The following is an 18,755-nucleotide window of genomic DNA, read 5'->3' as shown; positions in this document are numbered from 1 at the left end:
CAAAGTGATCTGTTGAGTGGGTAGCCTCAAGAGGAGACATGACGAATGACAAGTAAACACGCGCCGCGTTCAGCCAATCCAGTTGATGTTCATGTTGGTGCACGCGTCCGACTCCGACGCCAAATCATGAAAATGAGTCAAGAAAAACTCGGCGATCAGCTGGGTGTGACATTTCAGCAAGTGCAAAAGTATGAGCGCGGGACCAATCGGGTCGGCGCGTCTCGTCTGTGGCGTCTGAGCCAAGTCCTCGAAGTGCCGGTAAGTTTTTTCTTCGAAGGGATGACGAACCAAATTGAAGCGGGCGAGTTTTCTGAGAATGACCAGATGCCGATCGTCTATGATTTCATCAATAGTTCTGACGGTGTGGCTTTGGCCAAAGCGGTCTCGCAGATCACGAATAAGGCGGTACGCCGTCAAATCCTCGAATTGGCGCGCAGTCTGGCCAAGGATAGTGCTGAGAAGACCGACTAGCCGACTTGTCTTGCGCGGCGCGGATGTTTAGTGGCCCGCGATATGAGTTTCGACCCCAATAAAGACCAGTTTCGAACCTTTGGCCGCGCCAAGGGTCGCACGCTGACGACATCACAAGCCGAAATCATGGCTGAACATTGGCCACGGTTGTCGATTGGACCCGGCGATCCGCTTCCGCCTGAGCCGGTGTGGCTGGAAATCGGTTACGGCATGGGGTCGCATGTTCTGCATTTAGGGCGAACCTATCCTGATGTGTCGATTATCGGGGCGGAGCCATTCTTGAACGGTACGGCCAAGGTCGTCCGCGGTGTTGCCGAAGAGGGGCTTACGAATGTCCGCCTGTTTCAGGGCGATGTTCGTAAAATGTTGGTTGAAATGCCGGACGCCTGTTTGGCGCGCATCTATATTTTATTTCCCGACCCATGGCCAAAGTCGCGCCATAATAAGCGCCGCCTCATTCGCACCGCATTTATCCAAGAGCTGGCCCGCGTCATAGAACCGGGCGGACGCCTGACCTTTGCGTCAGACATTCCCCATTACGTCGATTGGGCGCTTACTCGATTCCGGTCGCATGCACGCGCGACAGGTGCGGGCTTTGAGTGGACAGGCAATGATCCAGTCCACCCGCCGGATCTTTGGCCCGGTACGAAATATGAGGCGAAAGCGCGGCGTGAAGGTCGAACGCCGCGTTGGTTTGAGTTTACGCGACAGTCGAATGACGTGTCGAGTTAGCCTTTAAGAGCCGCAGAACGTCCGTTGCGCCATGACCGCGCCTTCGTTTCACCCCAGCGAGGATAATCAAAGCGCCCCGCATTCAGGTCGCTGACTAATTTTGCGTGCGCGTCCGGGTTGTTAATGATCCCAATCAACCGGGCAAAGGGCGAAAAGTCCGGAGTCGGGAACACTTCATAGGCGGTCCGCTGAGCGCCGACTAAGCGCGCGGACAAATCAGAGAAGTTCATCTCTGTTGTTCCATCACTAAATGTGAAACTCCGATAGAGAAGGCGTTCGGCAATCTCGCTACGGAACGCAGGATCTGCCGTGCTAATCGGGGCGCTTGACTGATCGGGACGACCGCGGACGACCTGCGTCAGTTGCAGACCGGTTTCATCCGCAGTCACGACGAGCCCTTTACGGGTCGGCCATGTCGGAAACAAAATCAATCCGTCGGTATTTTTTTGCCCCTTACGGAGAAGTTTCTTCGTTTTCGCTTTGCGCGCTGGGGTCAGCTCACCTGTGACGGTGTTCTGATTGTAGCGGGCGAACCCTGAACGGCCTTGCCACGGTGATTTGAATTGCAAAAGTGTAATTGTGTCAGTCATGATATTGTCTATTCCTCAAATATTCTGTGTGTCACCAGTGTTGCGTGTCAACAATATGACATATATGTCTTAAAACTGTCACCAAACTGTTTCTTTGTCAAATAGACACGACAGCTGGGGCGAGGGTGTGCCAAGGAGAGCCGGTTTTTCCGTGTCATCCTCACTTGAAAGATTAAGTGAGACCCTCTAAATGCACTGCAACATCGCCGGAACTGGCACGTTGCCAGCCAGGCGGCCCACCGTTCCGGGGGCCGCTTTTTTTATTGGTCAAACCACAATTGAGAGACGCACACTGAAAACGAAGACTCATACTGACGAGCGTATTTTAGAACTCGCTGACCCGATCGCTGCCGATCTGGGCCTGCGAATTGTGCGCGTTCGCGTCATGGCCGGCAAGCGCCGGACAGTCCAAATTATGGCTGAGCGTCTGTCGGATGGCATGATGGGCATCGAAAATTGCCAAGCGCTGTCGCGTGAGTTGTCGGCCATCATGGAAGTGGAAGACCCGCTTGATGATGCCTATGTTTTGGAAGTTAGCAGCCCGGGCATGGATCGTCCGCTGACGGCTTATGAAGATTTCACGGCCTATGAGGGCTATCTGGCGCGGCTAGAGCTGGATCGGTTGGTCGAAGGTCGTAAACGTTTCCGCGGTGTTCTTGCGGGCGTTGATGATGGTCATGTTGATATTAATCTGGACGGGGACGAAGATAGTACAGCGTCCATTCCGTTCGATTGGATCGTTGAAGCAAAATTACTGATTACTGATGAGTTGGTCGCCGAAGGCCAACGCAAGAAAGACGCGGTCCAAGACGCAATTTTGGCCGCCGCTCCCGCCAACGAAGAAGAGGAATAGCGTCATGGGCATCGCCGGCGTTTCCGCAAATAAATTGGAATGGCTTCAAATCGCGAAAGCGGTCGCTGAAGAGAAATCCATTGATAAACAGATCGTGCTGGGCGCGATTGAAGAGGCGTTCGAACGCGCCGCCAAGATGCGTTACGGCGCTGAGCTGGATATCCGCGCTTTCTTACATCCTGAAACGGGTGAGATGAGCCTGCGCCGCGACATGACGGTCGTGGAAGAAGTCACAAACGAATATACGGAAATCAGTTTGGCCACAGCCCAGTTGGATGACCCTGATGTCGTGCTTGGTGCAAAGATCTCAACATCTTTGCCGATGATCGAGCCGTCACGGGTGCAGACGCATATGGCCAAACAGGTCATCACGCAAAAGACTCGCGAAGCAGAACGTGCACGTCAATACGAAGAATTCAAAGACCGTATCGGCGAAATCATCAACGGTATCGTCAAACGCGTCGAATATGGTCACATCATTGTGGACCTGGGCCGCGCCGAAGCTGTGATCCGTCGCGATCAGGCCTTGCCGCGTGAAAATGTTAAGCCGGGCGACCGCATTCGCGCCTACATCATGGATGTTCGTGAAGAGCAGCGCGGCTCACAGATCTTCTTGTCTCGCGCGCATCCGCAATTCATGGCGCAATTGTTCGCGCAAGAAGTGCCGGAAGTTTATGAAGGTACAATCCAGATTGTTGCCGTCGCCCGTGATCCCGGATCCCGTGCGAAGATCGCCGTTTATTCCAATGACAGCTCAATCGATCCGGTTGGGGCTTGTGTCGGTATGCGCGGTTCGCGCGTTCAAGCGGTTGTCAACGAGCTGCAAGGCGAACGAATTGACATCATTCCTTATACCGAGGACCTCGGCACGTTCATCGTCAATGCGTTGCAGCCTGCAACCGTCAGCAAGGTCGTCATTCACGAAGAAGACGAACGTATCGAAGTTGTTGTTGCTGAAGATCAATTGTCTCTCGCGATTGGCCGTCGTGGCCAGAATGTGCGTTTGGCGTCGCAACTCTCCGGTTGGGCGTTGGACATCTTAACGGAAGAGCAAGAGTCAGAACGTCGTCAGCAAGAATTCCGTGAGCGTTCTGCGCTCTTCATGGAAGGCTTGGATGTCGATGAAATGGTCGCGCAACTGCTTGTCTCGGAAGGTTTTGAGACAATGGAAGAAGTCGGTTATGTCGAATTGGACGAGCTGACCTCTATCGAAGGTTTCGACGAAGAAACGGCCACAGAGCTGCAAACGCGGGCGCGCGAATATCTTGAAAAGATTGCGCAAGAGCAGGATGCCAAACGGGTTGAACTGGGTGTCGAAGACGGCGTTCTGGAAATCGAAGGTGTCACGTTGCCAATGACCGTCATTTTCGGCGAGAACGAAGTCTTCACCGTTGAAGATGTTGCGGGTCTCGTGCCGGATGATCTGACGGGTTATGTTGAATATAAGGATGGGGCGAAAGTTCGCGAACCCGGCCTGTTTGAAGGCATGAAGTTTAGCAACGAAGAAGCGTCGGACCTGATCATGCGCGCGCGTGTTCACGCCGGGTGGATTAGTGAGGAAGATCTCCAGTCTGCTGATGAGGCGGATGACGGCGAGGAAGCCGAAAATCCGGGAGCTTATAAAGCGCCGGAACGGGCCATTGACGCCGCTGAAGCCTTGTTCAAAACTGAACCGGGCCAAAACAAAGGAACAGGCGCTTAATGCGCCTGTAGACCGGACCGCTTGAGCGCGGAGTCCGCCATCTCGCACCCCGACCTAATCGGGGAAGATCGTCGGGGCCATAAGCCGCGGGAACGCCGCTGCGTGGCAAGCGGAGAGGTGCGCGACCCTAATCTGATGGTACGGTTTGTTCTGTCGCCCGACCAAGAAGTTGTCGCTGACGTTTATGAAAAACTGCCGGGTCGCGGCGTGTGGGTAACGGCCAATGCCGATGATCTTCGCGACGCGGTCAAACGCGGCGGTTTTAACCGCGGGTTTAAAGCAAAAGTCAAAATTGACGCGGACACGCTGATCACGCAAACGCATCAGCAATTGCGGCGCCGTTTAATGGGTCAGTTAACAATGGCGCGCAAAGCGGGTCGTCTGGCCTATGGTCAAACGGGCGTTCGCGAAGTCGCGGCCAAAGGTGAGGTGGCAATCCGCATCGAAGCGTCTGATGGCGCCTCTGATGGGCGCGGAAAATTGCGGACGCTTAGCGTCGCAACCGCCCGAGAATTAGGACGCGTTGATCCGCCCGTTATTGGCTGTTTTAGCGCGGAAGACATTGGTCTCGCCCTGGGGCGAAGCCCCGTGGTCCACGCCGCTCTAACAACCGGCAAGATGGTCAAAGCCATCCGACGCAGTGCAAAAAAGCTTTCGGGTTTTGAACCGCTTATTCCGGATCACTGGGACGATTTTCAGCACGAAATTTCGCTGGAACCGCCACCCGAAGAACCACCGCCCAACAGCGGTTGAAAAACTATGGTTTCCCGCTAGGTTGTGGCCCGTCGTCAAGAGGGGCCGCGACCCGGCGACCCAAAACGCGATGGACCCGGTCTGATAAGCCGGAGCGATCGCACCGATGGCATGATGATTTGCCCGCCGATATGATGATTTGAAAGAATAGAATGAGCGACAATAATAACAACCGACCGCGCGGCCCAATTGGGGGACGCCCAGGTGGCCCGACCCGGGGACCGCGCCGGACAGGCGCGCGCCCATCGGCCGTCGTCGTTGAAAAGAAAAAGAAGCGTTTGATCAAACCGGGAGCCGGCGCAACAGGCTCGGCCGGGGTGAAACCAAAGATTCAGCTGACACCGAAAAATACGCCGACGCCGCCTCCGGCGCCCGTTCCGACGCCAGCACCGGTTGCCCCAAAGCCAACGCCCGTGACCGCGACGCCCGCGCCAGCGCCTGCGGCCCCTGTGGCTGAAGCGCCTACGCCAGCGCCAACAGCGCCGGTTGAGAGCCCGGCGGCAAAAGCCGTGGATATTCCAAAGCCGGACGCTGACGACGCGCGCCCTGCAACAGGCCCGCAAGCCGCGACGATAAAGACAGGCGCGGCCCCGAAAGGGCCGACTTTGGCACCGCCAATTATCTCGGCAGCGGAAGCGAAACCAATTCCCAAGCCGACCCCTAAACCGAAACCGGCTGCCCCAAAAGTGAGTGATGCGGATATTGCGGCTGCGGCACGCGGTCTTGGCTTGTCCGTGGCTGAATATAAGGCGCGTCAAGCCGCCTTGATGAAAGCACAAGCTCAATCCGCTGAACGGGCTATCAAGAAAGCCGCCGAAGCCGAAGCCCGTCAGGCTCGGATGCGCGATGAGCAGGCCCAATTGGAAGCCAAGAAAAAGGCCGAAGAAGAAGCCGAATTGAAACGCATCGAAGAAGAAGAGACAGCGAAGCGCGAAAAAGAAAAAGAAAACCAAGAGCGCCTGCAACGTAAAAGTGTCGGCTCTCCGCTCGAACGCACGGAAGGCGAAGAGCTTTCCGAGATCGAAAAAGCGGGCGGACGCATCAAGAAGAAGCGCAACACGCCGCCGCCAACCCGGTCTAAGGGTGAGCAAAAACGGCGTCGCGGTAAGCTTACCATCGTGTCAGCCCTTTCGGGCAATGATGAACGTCAACGGTCGCTCGCCGCGGTTAAGCGGAAGCGCGAACGTGAACGCCAGCGCCGTATGGGTGGATCTGGATCCCGTGAAAAAGTTCAGCGCGAAGTCGTTGTGCCGGAAACGATCACGATCGCTGATTTGGCCAACCGGATGGCGGAACGGGGCGCGGATGTGGTGAAATACCTCATGCAGCAAGGCACCATGTCGACTATGAACGACGTGCTTGATGCCGATACGGCACAGCTGATCGTCGAAGATTTTGGTCACACGGTCAAACGTGTCTCGGACGCCGATGTCGAAGATAACTTCCTTATCGATGATGAACCGTCAGCTGAAAAAGACCGTAAACCTCGTGCGCCTGTGATTGCGATCATGGGTCACGTCGATCACGGTAAAACATCTTTGCTCGATGCTTTGCGCTCCACCGATGTCGCCTCTGGCGAAGCGGGCGGGATTACGCAGCATATCGGTGCCTATCAGTTGCAATTGGCGACAGGCGATAAAATCACCGTGCTAGATACGCCGGGCCACGCGGCGTTCGCACAAATGCGAACCCGCGGCGCGGAAGCGGTCGACATTGTTGTCCTTGTCGTCGCGGCGGATGATGGCGTTAAGCCACAAACGATCGAGTCGATCCGCTATGCGCTAGACGCCAATAAGCCGATTATCGTCGCCATCAATAAGATGGATACCTATGAGGCGAACGCACTTAAAGTCGAAACCGACCTGCTTCAATATAATATTGTGACAGAAAATATGTCGGGTGACGTGCAAGCCATTCCTGTCTCTGCCAAGAAAAAAACAGGTCTAAAAGAGCTGGCCGAAGCGATCACGCTGCAAGCCGAACTGATGGAGCTGAAAGCCAATCCGAAACGCAATCCGGATGGCCTTGTGATTGAATCGCGGTTTGAAAAAGGTCGCGGCGCTGTCACGACTTTGTTGGTCAAACGCGGGACGCTGAAACGTGGCGATATGATCGTGGCCGATGAGTATATGGGCAAGGTCAAAGCCATGATGGATGAGCGCGGCAAGCAACTCAAAACCGCCGGACCAAGTATGGCGATCGAAGTCATGGGTCTGGACGGTGCACCAATGCCAGGCGAACCGTTTGCGGTTGTCGAAGGCGAACAAAAGGCCCGTGAAATCGTCGAATATCGTCAAGGCCTGAAACGCAAAGTCACGGCCTCACAGCCGTCTGCTCTCGCGTCGATGGAACAGATGATGGCGAAATTGCAGAACAAGGAAGTCAACGAGCTGCCTCTGCTGGTCAAAGCCGATGTTCAAGGGTCTGCCGAAGCGATCAAAGCGTCGCTCGAAGGGCTAAGCAACTCAGAAGTTCGCGCCAATGTTATTTACGCCGAAGCCGGCGGGATTTCAGAGAGCGACGTTCAGATGGCCATGACAGCGGGCGCACCGATCATTGCGTTTAACGTCCGCCCGAACAAGCAAGCCAAAGAGATGGCGGCGCGTGAAGGTGTCGAAATTCGCTACTATTCGATCATCTATGAATTGATCGAAATGGTCGAAGGCGTGCTGACCGGCATGATCAAACCTGAACGTCGCGAAACCTTCATCGGTTACGCCGAAATTCTGGAAGTGTTCAACATCTCCAAGCTCGGCAAGATCGCGGGTTGCCGCGTGACCGATGGCCGTGTCGAACGGGGCTCCGGTGTGCGTCTGCTGCGTGACGATGTCGTCATTCATGAAGGCACGCTCAAGACCCTCAAACGCTTCAAGGACGAAGTCGAAAAGGTCCAGAGTGGCATGGAATGTGGTATGGCCTTCGAAAAATACGAAGATCTTCGCAAGGGTGACCAGATCGAATGTTTCACGGTCGAAATGATCGACCGTTCGCTCGACGATGTGGCCCTGTCCGACATGGAAGCCGAGAGCGAATAACGCGGTTTCGCTTTCGTTCTCAGGACCAAATAATGAAAGGGAGGCTCCGGCCTCCCTTTTTCGATGAAATATATTCATCCGGTTTTCGCCATCGCCACACGGCGTGCCCAATCGGATCGGCCGTGAAAGGCTAGGCGTAATCATGCATGCATTTCGCTCCGTTTTTGTCTTAATTGTTGCTGTCTGGTTCCTCCAGCTCGCAGGCGGAACGCTGGGCATTATTGTGCCATTGGGTTTGGCCGCATTGGGCGCGGATGCCAAAATGATTGGCTTTGTCGCGGCCTTATACGCGGCGGGTATGATGTTGGGAGCCTATCTCGCGCCTCAGATCGTTGCTCGTACGGGAAATATACGGACCTTTAGTGCCGCCGTCAGCTTAACCGTAGTCGGCTCTCTGGCGTTAAGTTTCGTTCTGCCAATTTGGGCCTGGGCGCCAATCCGGATCATACAAGGGGTCGGGTTTGCGGCGATGTTTGCGTCGGCCGAAGCGTGGCTCGGCCAAGCGGCGCCAGAGGATCAACGCGGCAGTATTCTTAGCGTCTATAATGTTGCGGCCAAAGCGGCCATCATGACGGGACCTTTTCTCATTGCCGGGGCGGCTCCACTCGCGCCGCATACTTTTGTTCTGACCGGCTTGTTTCTCGCGTGTGCTTTGATCCCGGTCTGCCTCACAAAACAGATTGAACCGACCCGCCAGAAGACAAAAGGCCTGCCCATCCGATATGTCGCCCGTATGGCGCCGTCCGCGATGGTCGGGTGTTTTATGGCAGGGGTAATCAACACGGGCACATTTGCATTTTTGCCAATTTACGCGACCGGCGTCATGCCAGAGATGAACCCGATTACGGCGGCCGCTTTGGCCTTTGCGGCGGCCAATGGCGGCGCGTTGATCGCGCAATGGCCGTTAGGGCGGCTGTCTGACCGGCTAGACCGGCGCACCACCATTGCGGGCCAATGTTTGCTCTCGGCCGTCGCAGTGTTTGCGTTAGCGTTATATGGCCAGACTTTGCCACGCGCGGCCATTTTAGGCCTGCTGGCGGTCTGGGGTGTCGGGTCGCTGACCTTTTACAGTATTAGCGTCGCCCATGGCATTGACCGGATGACGGATGGGCGCGTGACCGAACTTATGGGTGTGCTCATCATATGCTGGGCCACAGGGTCGGTTGTCGGGCCAATTCTGGCGGGTCTTGTCGTTAGTCTGTTTGCAGCAGGGACAGCGCTCTTCTTCTTTACGGCCGGGGGGCTTACCCTCTTAGCGGTGGCCATGATGGCCCGTCGCAGCGCACGACCCGCGACAGTGATGCGAAGCCGTTGGCATCCGGCCATGCCAGCCCCCGTCGGGTTAATGGGTGCGCGCCTTCACAAATTCCGGACACCGTCTGGACCGAAACAGAAAAAAGATGTTTGAAATACCCCTAATGAGACGGTGTTGAACGGCAGGTTCTTCACATTTGCCTGTCGCGCCTCCACATAGACCTGAACCCTGCTGATATATTTTCGTAAAGATTGAATCCTCATGAGCCGAAATCGTCCCCCGTCCCAACGTCAACTCAAAGCGGGCGAAGTCATTCGCCGCGCGCTGGCGGAAATTATCAATAAAGAAGATTTGCGTGATCCCGCCTTAAAAGGCGTGAGCGTCACGATCGCCGAAGTGCGCGCCGCGCCGGACCTGCGTGTCGCGACTGTTTTTGCCGCGCCACTGGGTCGGGGCGGTAATGGCCCAGAGGTGATCGAGGGTTTACAGCGCTGTGCGCGATTTTTACGCGGACGGTTGGGGAAGGAGCTGGAAATGAAAAGCACGCCACGCTTGGTGTTCAAGCTCGATACGACCTTTGAGACAGCTGACGACATGGCGCGATTGCTTGCCCGTCCAGAGGTCGTACGTGATTTGGGCGGCGAAGAGGAATAGGCTTTGCTGACCGCTGAGGAGAAGACAGCCTGTAACGTCCGGTCAAATACCGTGGATTATGATCGCCTGCCCGGACTGCATTATCTCGGCAACTATACGCGCCGCCTTCCGGTCAACCTGACGCGGATGATGGAAAATGCCCATGATTGGGAACATCTCCCGCATGTGCATGCTGCGTCCTTTTCATCCATCGACCTGATTGAGAGCGGGCCGTGGGGATGGCGGGCGAAAATAGGCGTTCCGTCCGGCGGCCATCAATTGATCGACCTGATCGTGGATATGGATCGTCAATACTGGGTTTCGACCGTCATCTCCGGCATGGGGCAAGGGACTGAAATTCATACCCAAGCCAGCCGTGTCAATGTGAATGAAATTGACATTGATGTTCGCTTTTATCTGCCGGAAACACCCGCCAATCCGGCGATCAGCGCCGTCGCCCTCCAATATTTACAGGGGCAATATGGCCAGCTTTACGATGAAGATGCGGGACTGATGCAGGGCCGTCAATCCGCGCTAGATGATCGACAGCGCTGGCGACAGGTTGATCAGACCGCGCAAGATGCGCCGCTGTGTGTCGGCCCCGAAGACGCGCTTGATAAAACCCGTATTCATTCCCTTGAATGGCGCGGCCATCGTTACGCGGTGCGGTTTTGGAAAGATCAATGGATCGTCCACAGCGCCATCTGTCCGCATTTGCTCGGCCCTTTGGACGAGGAAGAAATTGCCCCCGACGGCACGATTACCTGCCCATGGCACGGCTATCGGTTCGACGTGGAATCGGGGAAGAATATGGACGGGCAGTGCAGCGCCATGAAACAGCCGCCGCGTATCGAGTTACGAGACAGACAAATTTTCTTAGTCCTCTAAGGTGCATCTCCGTGTCACCATATTCGAACCAACTTTTCGCATATAAAAACCCTCTCCAATGGGAGAGGGTGAAATTTTAGAGCCTCGAGACTCCGATTAAGAGATCGGTTCGCCAGTGACCGTCGGTGTATCACCAATGGCTTCCAATGGAAGGTTCACAGTCTCAGGGTATTTATAGAGAGCGCCTGTTGCGGCATCAACACCAGCCCCAACGAAACCACCAAACAAAAGATTGCCGCCGGTTGTGGCTTCTACTTTAGAATATACGGTCTTTGACGCTGTCAAATATCCGTCTTTCGAACATTCGAGTTGGAGCGCTTTTTTGCTGCGCGGAATTTCAATGGAAGCGGGTGTCATAAAGCTTTCTTGAACGGCAAACTCGCTCCCGCCTGTTAGGTCGCAGTTCGCGCCTTCAACTGATCCAGTTTTGAAGCTGAGCGTTTGATTTGAACCGTTAACGATCGTCGAACAGCCCGTCATTGCTATGGCCGCAGCCGCAAGCAAAAATAGTTTGGTATTCATAATATCCCCAGAAGTGATGATGTTTTTTCAATAAGCCGCCATGGTGTTGATATTTGATAACGGCAACCATAGATTTAGTCCGCGAAAAGAAATGCTAGCCGTAATTTTTACGGAATTTTTGATGCTAAAATGACTCTTATATATTGCGGCGAGGATCACATAACCTCTGGCTTAACTCTGTGACAGCGGGGTCAATCCCGCCTAATAGCCGCTCCCATGGACCCGAACGGACGCAATCGACGCAAAAAAGGCAACCCCGTGCATGGCTGGGTTGTGCTGGATAAGCCGCTGGAGCTGGGCAGCACGAAGGCTGTTGGGCGGGTGCGGTGGCTGTTCCAAGCGCAGAAGGCGGGCCATGCTGGCACGCTTGACCCGCTGGCAACCGGGATATTGCCGATCGCGCTGGGCGAAGCGACGAAAACGGTGCCGTTTCTCGTGGATGCGGCTAAAGCTTATGAGTTCGATATTACTTTCGGAACCAGTACAGACACGCTGGACGCGGAAGGCGAAATCATTGGTCGGTCTGACGTCCGGCCAACGCGCGCTCAAGTTGAAGCTGTGCTGCCGCGCTTTGTCGGGGCCGTGAACCAAATTCCGCCCAAATATTCCGCCATAAAAATAGACGGCAAACGCGCCTATGATCTGGCCCGCGCCGGCACGCCCGTCGAGATGAAAACACGGATTGTACAGATTGATGCCGTGCAGTTGATCACGCTGAGCGGCGACGTCGCGTCCCTGACGGTGGATTGCGGCAAAGGAACCTATGTGCGCTCCCTCGCGCGCGACATTTGTGAGGCCGTCGGGGCGGAGGGGCATGTATCCCGATTGCGCCGCACGCGGGTCGGTCCATTCGACCTGTCGCGGTCAATAACGCTAGACGCGCTTGAGCAGATGTGCGATGGCGCGCGCGCCGAAGAGGGGTTGTTGCCGCTCTCGACCGCACTGGACGACATCCCGGTGCTGGCCGTGACCGACCCGCAACTAACCGCATTGAGGCAGGGCCGCGCGATCGCTGCCGTTTCTCCTTACCATGACACAGATTGGGTCTTGGTCGAGAGTAATGGACAACCGGTCGCGTTATGCCAACCGCGGGGTTCGGAATTGCTTCCGAAGCGCGTGTTTAACATCTAACCTAATGGAGAAGCCCGATGTCGATTACTGCCGAACGTAAAGCCGAACTCATCACTGAGTTTGCAACAAAACCGGGTGATACCGGTTCCCCTGAAGTCCAAGTCGCAATCCTGACGCACCGCATCAAGGCCCTGACTGAACACTTCAAAACCAATAAAAAAGATAACCACTCGCGTCGCGGTTTGCTGACTATGGTCAATAAACGCCGCCGTTTGCTGGATTACCTCAAGGCCAAAAGCGAAGAGCGCTATCAGGACTTGATCAAGCGGTTGGAACTCCGCCGCTAACTGACACGAATAGGCCGCCGGACAGGGGTTCGGCGGCTTTCGCGCATTTACGCGCACCGGCTATATGGCCACACGACGCGCTCCTGATGGCAGGGGCAGACGTACGAAATGAAAGACGAATTATAATGTTTAACACGCAATCTGTAACGATTGACTGGGCGGGACGTCCGCTTACCCTAGAAACGGGCCGCATCGCCCGCCAAGCTGATGGCGCGGTTTACGCGACCTACGGCGACACAAAATTGCTGGCCACGGCCTGTTTCGCCAAGAGCGAACGCCCCGGTCAAAACTTTTTCCCGCTGACCGTCAACTACATGGAAAAGTTCTATGCTGCGGGTAAAGTCCCCGGTGGTTACTTTAAACGCGAAGGACGCCCAACAGAGCGTGAGACACTGATCTCTCGTCTGACAGACCGTCCGATCCGCCCGCTCTTCCCAAAGGGCTACAAGAACGAAGTACAAATCGTCATCACTGTTTTGCAACACGATCTTGAAAACGAACCAGACATCATCGGCATCGTTGCCGCGTCTGCCGCGCTCGCGCTCTCCGGCGCTCCGTTTGCAGGCCCAATTGGCGCCGCCCGCGTTGGTCTGATTGATGGCGACTATGTCCTCAACCCAATGCTCGACGAAATGGAAGACAGTGAGCTCGACCTCGTTGTTGCCGGTACACATGACGCCGTCATGATGGTTGAGAGCCAAGCCAAAGAACTGACTGAAGAGCAAATGCTCGGCGCGGTCATGTTCGCCCACGAAGCTTGCCAAGACGTGATTGAAGCCATCAATGAGTTGGTCGAAAAAGCCGGCAAGCCAATGGTCGAGTATAACGCACCCGATCATTCCGCTGAGAAGAAGCTTGTGAAGAAGTCTGCCGAAAAAGGCATCAAGGCGGCTTATAAGATGAAAGACAAGATGGATCGCCAAGACGCGCTCCGCACAACGAAGACAGCGGCGAAAGCTGAATTGGTTGCGTCTGATGAGAATCCGGACGGCATGTCTGACTCCGTCTTTAGTGACGCCTTCAAAGCAGTTGAGTCCGAAACAGTCCGTAGTTCGGTTATCAAAACCAAGAAACGGATCGACGGTCGTAAGCTGGATGAAGTTCGTCCAATCGAAGCGATGGCGGGTCTTTTGCCGCGTACACACGGTTCGGCTTTGTTCACCCGCGGTGAAACACAGGCCATCTGTGTTGCCACATTGGGCACATCCGATGACGAGCAGTTCGTTGATCAATTGACAGGCACGATGAAGAACAAGTTCATGTTGCACTATAACTTCCCGCCATACTCGGTTGGGGAAACAGGTCGCATGGGCGGAACATCACGCCGCGAACATGGCCACGGCAAGCTCGCATGGCGCGCGCTGCAAGCGGTCCTGCCAACGGCTGAGGACTTTCCTTACACCATCCGCCTCGTCTCGGAGATCACAGAATCAAACGGCTCGTCCTCTATGGCGACTGTCTGTGGCTGTTCATTAGCGATGATGGATGCCGGTGTACCGCTCAAGCGTCCCGTCTCTGGTATCGCTATGGGCCTCATCAAAGATGATGCCGGTATTGCTGTCTTGTCCGATATTTTGGGTGACGAAGATCACCTCGGTGACATGGACTTTAAAGTCGCAGGGACATCCGAAGGCATCACGTCTTTGCAGATGGACATAAAAATTGCGGGTATCTCCGAAGACATTATGGAAACGGCCTTGGCCCAAGCCCATGCGGGTCGCCTTCACATTCTGGACCGCATGAATGATGCGTTGACAGAAAGCCGTGACAGCGTCGGTGAATTCGCGCCGCGTATCGAGCAGATGCAAATCCCCGTCGATAAGATCCGTGACGTTATCGGGTCAGGCGGCAAGGTCATCCGCGAAATCGTCGACACCACAGGCGCTCGCGTCTCTGTTGAAGATGATGGTACGATCAAAATCGCGTCCAACGATCAAAAATCGATCGATGCTGCGAAAGCCTGGATCTCCAGCCTGACAGAAGAGCCGGAAGCTGGAAAAGTCTACAAAGGTACAGTCGTGAAGGTTGTCGATTTCGGCGCATTCGTGAACTTCTTTGGCAAAAAAGACGGCCTTGTGCATGTTTCCATGATCAAACCAGAGCGGGTCAATCACCCGTCTGATTTCCTCAAGGAAGGCCAAGAAGTCTGGGTCAAATTGATGGGCTTCGATGATCGCGGTAAAGTCCGCCTGTCGATGAAGCACGTTGATCAGGAAACTGGCGAAGAAATCGAAGTTGAAGAAAAGCCACGCGCCAAGCGTGACGATGACGATGCAGACAGTGACGATAAGCCAAAGCGTCCGCGTCGCCGCCGTCCGGCCCGCGATGACGGCTAAGGCTCACGCCCTAAACCGAAGAATAGAAAGCCCGGTCAGTGACCGGGCTTTTTTTATGGTGAACGAAATCTGAACGCGGTGCTCAGCACCCGTTCGGGTCAGAACGGGCAAAACTGTGTCATCGCAATGATGGACAGGAGAGCCACATGACCAAGACGTTTAAAACTCAAAGCTTCATCGCCCGTACGGGGGTTGCAATGGGGGCTGTTGCCCTACCCATGCTCGCAGCGTCACCTGTCATGGCCCAATATTATTCAGGGAATACGGACGCGTACGAACAGTGCGAACGCCGTGACAACACAACCCAAGTGATCGGCGGTGTGCTCGGCGGGATCGCGGGCGGATTGCTCGGCAATGAGCTTGAAAGCGGAGACCGGACGTTCGGGACTGTCGTAGGCGTCGGCGCTGGCGCCGCTGTTGGCGCGCGTTTGGGCGATCGGAACTGCGCTAAATATAATACGGCGGCTTACCGCACACCGCAGCCTTATCAGACGACAAACTCATACCCGTCGACAAGCACAGCTTACTACCCGTCGACAACAACGACCTATACGCCGAGCACGACCTATTCCTATGGTGAGCGGACAACGACATATGCGCGAACCTATCCGACCACGACTTACGCCCAGCCACGCTCATATCAGGCCACACATTACCCGGTCACCCATAGCCGGACTTACACGCCGACAACGATATATACGGGGTCGACTTATTCAAATGGGTACCAGCCTACGACGACGTATTCGGGATCAACATACACAGGGTCCAGCTATAGTCAGCCGCATTATTCAACCGTGTCGAGCTATAGCCAACCGACATATTCGAGCGGAACGACCCACCGTTCAGGCTACCAAACGGTACCGTCGGCCTCATCGACACGCCACTATTCCGGGGCGCGTTATACAGCCAGTCCGGTCAGGGGAACGTCTGGTCTTGTACGGGTCACAGATCCACACAGCGGCGCGGTCTTCCATGTCAGCCAATCGGATTATGATCGGAATTACCGCTAAGACCGGACGGCGAACGCTGCCTTAATGTCCGCCCCGCAGGCTCTGTGGGGCGGGTTTTTTTATGAGGACCGCTCGTCCGTCACGACGGTGACTTTGGCGGCAACGGTGACGTCACACTGGGTTTATCCAAATGGATCATCAACACTCTTGCTGGGTTCTGTGAACCAAACAGGGCCGTCACTGCCCATATAAAAATGGTCTTCTAGGCGAACCCCAAACTCGCCGTAGAGACAGATCATCGGTTCGTTGGAAAAGCACATTCCTGGTGCAAGAGGGGTGTCGTCGCCCCAATTTAGATAGGGCCATTCATGGATATCAAGACCGATACCGTGCCCTGTACGATGGGGTAAGCCCGGTGTTTCATATCCGGGCCCGAAGCCTCTCGCGCTCAACTCTTTTCGCGCGGCCAGATCCACATCCCCACACCGGACGCCGATTTGTGCGGCCTCAAACGCTTTGACTTGAGCCGCTTTTTCCGCGTTCCAAACCTGTCTTTGCTTGTCATTGGGTTCGCCAAAAACATAGGACCGCGTAATATCTGAAATATAACCATGCAGCTGACAGCCCGTGTCAATTAAGACCATGTCGCCACGCTCCAGAGGCTTCGGATCTTTTACCCCATGGGGGAATGATGAGTCCGGACCAAATAGGATAATTTTGAAATAAGACCCTTTGGCCGCGCCCGTTTTTCGATGCGCCGCATCAATGAAAGCGCCGACGTCGTCCGTCGTGATACCCTGATGCAGCATAGAGGCTGTCGCTTTATGGACGGCCAATGTCATATCTTTTGCACGTTGCATCAACGCGAGCTCAGACGATGATTTTATCATTCGACAGGCCGCGGTTATAGAAGCGCCATTGGTCAGCTTTAAGTCAGGGCTGACTTGCGCAATGCCGTCGGACACAAAGAAAGGTGTTGCTTCGTCAATGCCAAGCTGGCCTTTAGTGACACCCCGTGAGCTGAGATGCTGTCGGATTAAACCATAGGGGTTTTCATGCTCGTCCCATGTCAGGACGTCCCCTTTAACGGCCATATATTGTTGGAGCGTGCCTTCTTCAAAAGCCGGCGCAATATAGATTGGCGCGCCAGTAGGTAGGAGCAGCGCCCCCACCATACGCTCAGAACCAGGCCAGCGGGTACCTGTGAAATAATACAGAGATGTGCCAGCATGCAAATAAAGCGCGTCCGTCCCCTGTGTCGCCATCAGCGATTGCGCCTTTTTTATACGCATTGCATATTCATCTTGGGAAATAGGGACGGCCCCTGCCGTCATATCGTCGAGGCTCGCTAACGCCTCTTTGGCTGTTTTACCGCCGACACCTTTCGTCATAATGATATTCCTTATTTTTTAGGGCTCACACGAATGAGCCGGCCATTGGTTTTGTCTTCGACCACAAGCAAAACAGCCCCGTCTGAATCAATATCAACGTCGCGGATTCGAAATGCGTCAACCTCTGTCTTGGCATCGCTCAGCAGGATCTCTTCCTCGCCGGTCTCTGGATCAACCCGACGGAGATCACCGGACGCGAGCCCGCCGATCAGTGCATGGCCGTTCCAGTCCGCAAACACATCGCCGCGGTAAATGGCGAGGCCTGATGGCGCGATAGATGGGACCCAATAATGCACAGGCGCGGAATAGCCCGCGTGATCTTCGATCGGGCTGATCCGCGCGCCTTGATAATCTCGCCCATATGTCGCGATCGGCCAGCCGTAATTGCCACCCGACTCTAATCGGTTGAGCTCATCGCCGCCGCGCGGACCGTGTTCATGCTCCCAGATTGCGCCTGTCGCCGGATCAATGGCGAGCCCTTGCACATTCCGGTGCCCAATTGAAAAGAGCTGCGGCTTGGCATCTTCGCCAAAGTCTGGATTATCCGTAGGCGTGCCGCCATCGAGGGTCAGGCGAACAATCGAACCGAGATGTGAGGTGGGCTTTTGTGCTTCCTCGCGCAAAGAAAAACCGTCCCCTAGGCTCAGCAACAATGTGCCGTCGCCGGGAAAGGCGATCTTGCCACCAAAATGGCTACCCGCTTCCTTACCGGGGCTGGCGCGGAAAATTGTCTCTGATGAGGTGATTTGATTGCCGTTTAACTGCGCGCGCAACAGCGCCGTGCCGTTATTGGTCCAGTCGCCATAGGAATAAGAGAGATAGATCGTGCCGCTCTGCGCAAAGTCAGGGGCGAGGGCCACGTCCAGTAATCCGCCTTGGCCGCCCGTTGCGACACGGTTGTCAGAGAACTGAGTCAAAATTTCTGGCAGTCCCGTGATTTCGACGCTCGAACCATCGTCTATGCGCCACAGCTGACCCAATTTACCTGTCACCAAATAAGCCCCATCAGGCATCACGGCGGCAGCCCAAGGAGACGGCAGGCCATCAATTACCGTGTCTAATTGGAAATCAGAAACGGGGCGTTCTGGCAGATCCGGTGCGGGCTGCGGTTCCTGACAGGCCGATAGCGAGAGTATTGCGGCAAGACCTACCGTTCCAATTGTCCAACTTGTCTTCATCTTTATCTCCACAGGTTTGACGTGCGCCCCATACTAGGCTTAGCGTGG

17 protein-coding genes are annotated in these 18,755 nt (G+C 55.2%); 13 read left to right on the top strand and 4 right to left on the bottom strand.

What is annotated here, in order from left to right:
* The first annotated feature begins 45 nt into the window (after positions 1-45).
* Both IE105_RS03180 and trmB read left to right on the top strand, forming a co-directional pair.
* Positions 46-471 carry a helix-turn-helix domain-containing protein gene (locus tag IE105_RS03180; RefSeq protein ID WP_189495345.1) on the top strand — a complete coding sequence of 142 codons (426 nt, stop codon included), beginning with the start codon at positions 46-48 and terminating at the stop codon, positions 469-471.
* Positions 472-513: 42 nt separating this feature from the next.
* A complete protein-coding gene (trmB, locus tag IE105_RS03175) occupies positions 514-1,203 on the top strand; it encodes a tRNA (guanosine(46)-N7)-methyltransferase TrmB (protein ID WP_189495343.1) in 690 nt (229 codons plus the stop codon).
* On the opposite strand, the gene IE105_RS03170 is transcribed toward trmB, so the two are convergent.
* Positions 1,200-1,793: a hypothetical protein gene (locus IE105_RS03170; protein ID WP_189495341.1), complete on the bottom strand. Its 594-nt coding sequence runs from the start codon at positions 1,791-1,793 to the stop codon at positions 1,200-1,202. The two genes, trmB and IE105_RS03170, sit on opposite strands and share 4 nt — an antisense overlap.
* A gap of 190 nt (positions 1,794-1,983) precedes the next feature.
* Here IE105_RS03170 and rimP point away from each other — a divergent pair, with 190 nt between their 5' ends.
* The 7 genes from rimP (at position 1,984) to IE105_RS03135 (ending at position 10,912) form a co-directional block, all read left to right on the top strand.
* Positions 1,984-2,646 carry a ribosome maturation factor RimP gene (rimP, locus tag IE105_RS03165; RefSeq protein ID WP_189495338.1) on the top strand — a complete coding sequence of 221 codons (663 nt, stop codon included), beginning with the start codon at positions 1,984-1,986 and terminating at the stop codon, positions 2,644-2,646.
* A gap of 4 nt (positions 2,647-2,650) precedes the next feature.
* On the top strand, positions 2,651-4,348 hold the full coding sequence (gene nusA / locus IE105_RS03160) for a transcription termination factor NusA (protein WP_189495336.1): 1,698 nt from the start codon (positions 2,651-2,653) through the stop codon (positions 4,346-4,348).
* 21 nt (positions 4,349-4,369) lie between these two features.
* A complete protein-coding gene (locus IE105_RS03155; RefSeq protein ID WP_189495334.1) occupies positions 4,370-5,101 on the top strand; it encodes an RNA-binding protein in 732 nt (243 codons plus the stop codon).
* Between the two features lie 152 nt (positions 5,102-5,253).
* Positions 5,254-8,136: a translation initiation factor IF-2 gene (infB, locus tag IE105_RS03150; RefSeq protein ID WP_189495332.1), complete on the top strand. Its 2,883-nt coding sequence runs from the start codon at positions 5,254-5,256 to the stop codon at positions 8,134-8,136.
* Between the two features lie 142 nt (positions 8,137-8,278).
* Complete coding sequence (locus IE105_RS03145) at positions 8,279-9,544, top strand: MFS transporter (protein WP_189495330.1); 1,266 nt, start codon at positions 8,279-8,281, stop codon at positions 9,542-9,544.
* Between the two features lie 108 nt (positions 9,545-9,652).
* The gene (gene rbfA, locus IE105_RS03140; protein WP_189495328.1) at positions 9,653-10,045 is read left to right on the top strand and encodes a 30S ribosome-binding factor RbfA; all 393 of its coding nucleotides are present in this window, start codon (positions 9,653-9,655) and stop codon (positions 10,043-10,045) included.
* 3 nt (positions 10,046-10,048) lie between these two features.
* Positions 10,049-10,912: a Rieske (2Fe-2S) protein gene (locus tag IE105_RS03135; protein ID WP_189495326.1), complete on the top strand. Its 864-nt coding sequence runs from the start codon at positions 10,049-10,051 to the stop codon at positions 10,910-10,912.
* A gap of 96 nt (positions 10,913-11,008) precedes the next feature.
* Here IE105_RS03135 and IE105_RS03130 read toward each other — a convergent pair whose 3' ends face one another.
* Positions 11,009-11,434 (bottom strand): hypothetical protein, encoded by a 426-nt coding sequence (locus IE105_RS03130; RefSeq protein ID WP_189495324.1) that lies wholly within the window; start codon positions 11,432-11,434, stop codon positions 11,009-11,011.
* A 216-nt stretch (positions 11,435-11,650) separates the two neighbouring features.
* Here IE105_RS03130 and truB point away from each other — a divergent pair, with 216 nt between their 5' ends.
* The 4 genes from truB (at position 11,651) to IE105_RS03110 (ending at position 16,198) form a co-directional block, all read left to right on the top strand.
* Positions 11,651-12,565 carry a tRNA pseudouridine(55) synthase TruB gene (gene truB, locus IE105_RS03125; protein WP_189495322.1) on the top strand — a complete coding sequence of 305 codons (915 nt, stop codon included), beginning with the start codon at positions 11,651-11,653 and terminating at the stop codon, positions 12,563-12,565.
* Between the two features lie 17 nt (positions 12,566-12,582).
* Complete coding sequence (rpsO, locus tag IE105_RS03120) at positions 12,583-12,852, top strand: 30S ribosomal protein S15 (protein WP_189495320.1); 270 nt, start codon at positions 12,583-12,585, stop codon at positions 12,850-12,852.
* Positions 12,853-12,977: 125 nt separating this feature from the next.
* The gene (pnp, locus tag IE105_RS03115; RefSeq protein WP_189495318.1) at positions 12,978-15,188 is read left to right on the top strand and encodes a polyribonucleotide nucleotidyltransferase; all 2,211 of its coding nucleotides are present in this window, start codon (positions 12,978-12,980) and stop codon (positions 15,186-15,188) included.
* A gap of 146 nt (positions 15,189-15,334) precedes the next feature.
* On the top strand, positions 15,335-16,198 hold the full coding sequence (locus IE105_RS03110; protein ID WP_189495316.1) for a hypothetical protein: 864 nt from the start codon (positions 15,335-15,337) through the stop codon (positions 16,196-16,198).
* 122 nt (positions 16,199-16,320) lie between these two features.
* Here IE105_RS03110 and IE105_RS03105 read toward each other — a convergent pair whose 3' ends face one another.
* Positions 16,321-17,529, bottom strand: coding sequence for a M24 family metallopeptidase (locus tag IE105_RS03105; RefSeq protein WP_189495314.1), 1,209 nt, complete (start codon positions 17,527-17,529; stop codon positions 16,321-16,323).
* An 11-nt stretch (positions 17,530-17,540) separates the two neighbouring features.
* Entirely contained in the window at positions 17,541-18,707 is a 1,167-nt protein-coding gene (locus IE105_RS03100; RefSeq protein ID WP_189495312.1) for a PQQ-dependent sugar dehydrogenase, read from the bottom strand.
* Between the last annotated feature and the right edge of the window lie 48 nt (positions 18,708-18,755).

Origin of the sequence: Algimonas arctica (genome assembly GCF_014652695.1) — a bacterium.
GTDB lineage: Bacteria > Pseudomonadota > Alphaproteobacteria > Caulobacterales > Maricaulaceae > Litorimonas > Litorimonas arctica.
The sequence above is the reverse complement of the archived record's forward strand: the minus strand, read 5'-3'. Positions and strand labels throughout refer to the sequence as shown.

Coding starts and splice junctions, on each gene's coding strand:
- IE105_RS03180 (WP_189495345.1), top strand. CDS start 46: ATGACAAGTAAACACGCGCCGCGTTCAGCCAATCCAGTTGATGTTCAT.
- trmB (WP_189495343.1), top strand. CDS start 514: ATGAGTTTCGACCCCAATAAAGACCAGTTTCGAACCTTTGGCCGCGCC.
- IE105_RS03170 (WP_189495341.1), bottom strand. CDS start 1,793: ATGACTGACACAATTACACTTTTGCAATTCAAATCACCGTGGCAAGGC.
- rimP (WP_189495338.1), top strand. CDS start 1,984: ATGCACTGCAACATCGCCGGAACTGGCACGTTGCCAGCCAGGCGGCCC.
- nusA (WP_189495336.1), top strand. CDS start 2,651: ATGGGCATCGCCGGCGTTTCCGCAAATAAATTGGAATGGCTTCAAATC.
- infB (WP_189495332.1), top strand. CDS start 5,254: ATGAGCGACAATAATAACAACCGACCGCGCGGCCCAATTGGGGGACGC.
- IE105_RS03145 (WP_189495330.1), top strand. CDS start 8,279: ATGCATGCATTTCGCTCCGTTTTTGTCTTAATTGTTGCTGTCTGGTTC.
- rbfA (WP_189495328.1), top strand. CDS start 9,653: ATGAGCCGAAATCGTCCCCCGTCCCAACGTCAACTCAAAGCGGGCGAA.
- IE105_RS03130 (WP_189495324.1), bottom strand. CDS start 11,434: ATGAATACCAAACTATTTTTGCTTGCGGCTGCGGCCATAGCAATGACG.
- truB (WP_189495322.1), top strand. CDS start 11,651: ATGGACCCGAACGGACGCAATCGACGCAAAAAAGGCAACCCCGTGCAT.
- rpsO (WP_189495320.1), top strand. CDS start 12,583: ATGTCGATTACTGCCGAACGTAAAGCCGAACTCATCACTGAGTTTGCA.
- pnp (WP_189495318.1), top strand. CDS start 12,978: ATGTTTAACACGCAATCTGTAACGATTGACTGGGCGGGACGTCCGCTT.
- IE105_RS03110 (WP_189495316.1), top strand. CDS start 15,335: ATGACCAAGACGTTTAAAACTCAAAGCTTCATCGCCCGTACGGGGGTT.
- IE105_RS03105 (WP_189495314.1), bottom strand. CDS start 17,529: ATGACGAAAGGTGTCGGCGGTAAAACAGCCAAAGAGGCGTTAGCGAGC.
- IE105_RS03100 (WP_189495312.1), bottom strand. CDS start 18,707: ATGAAGACAAGTTGGACAATTGGAACGGTAGGTCTTGCCGCAATACTC.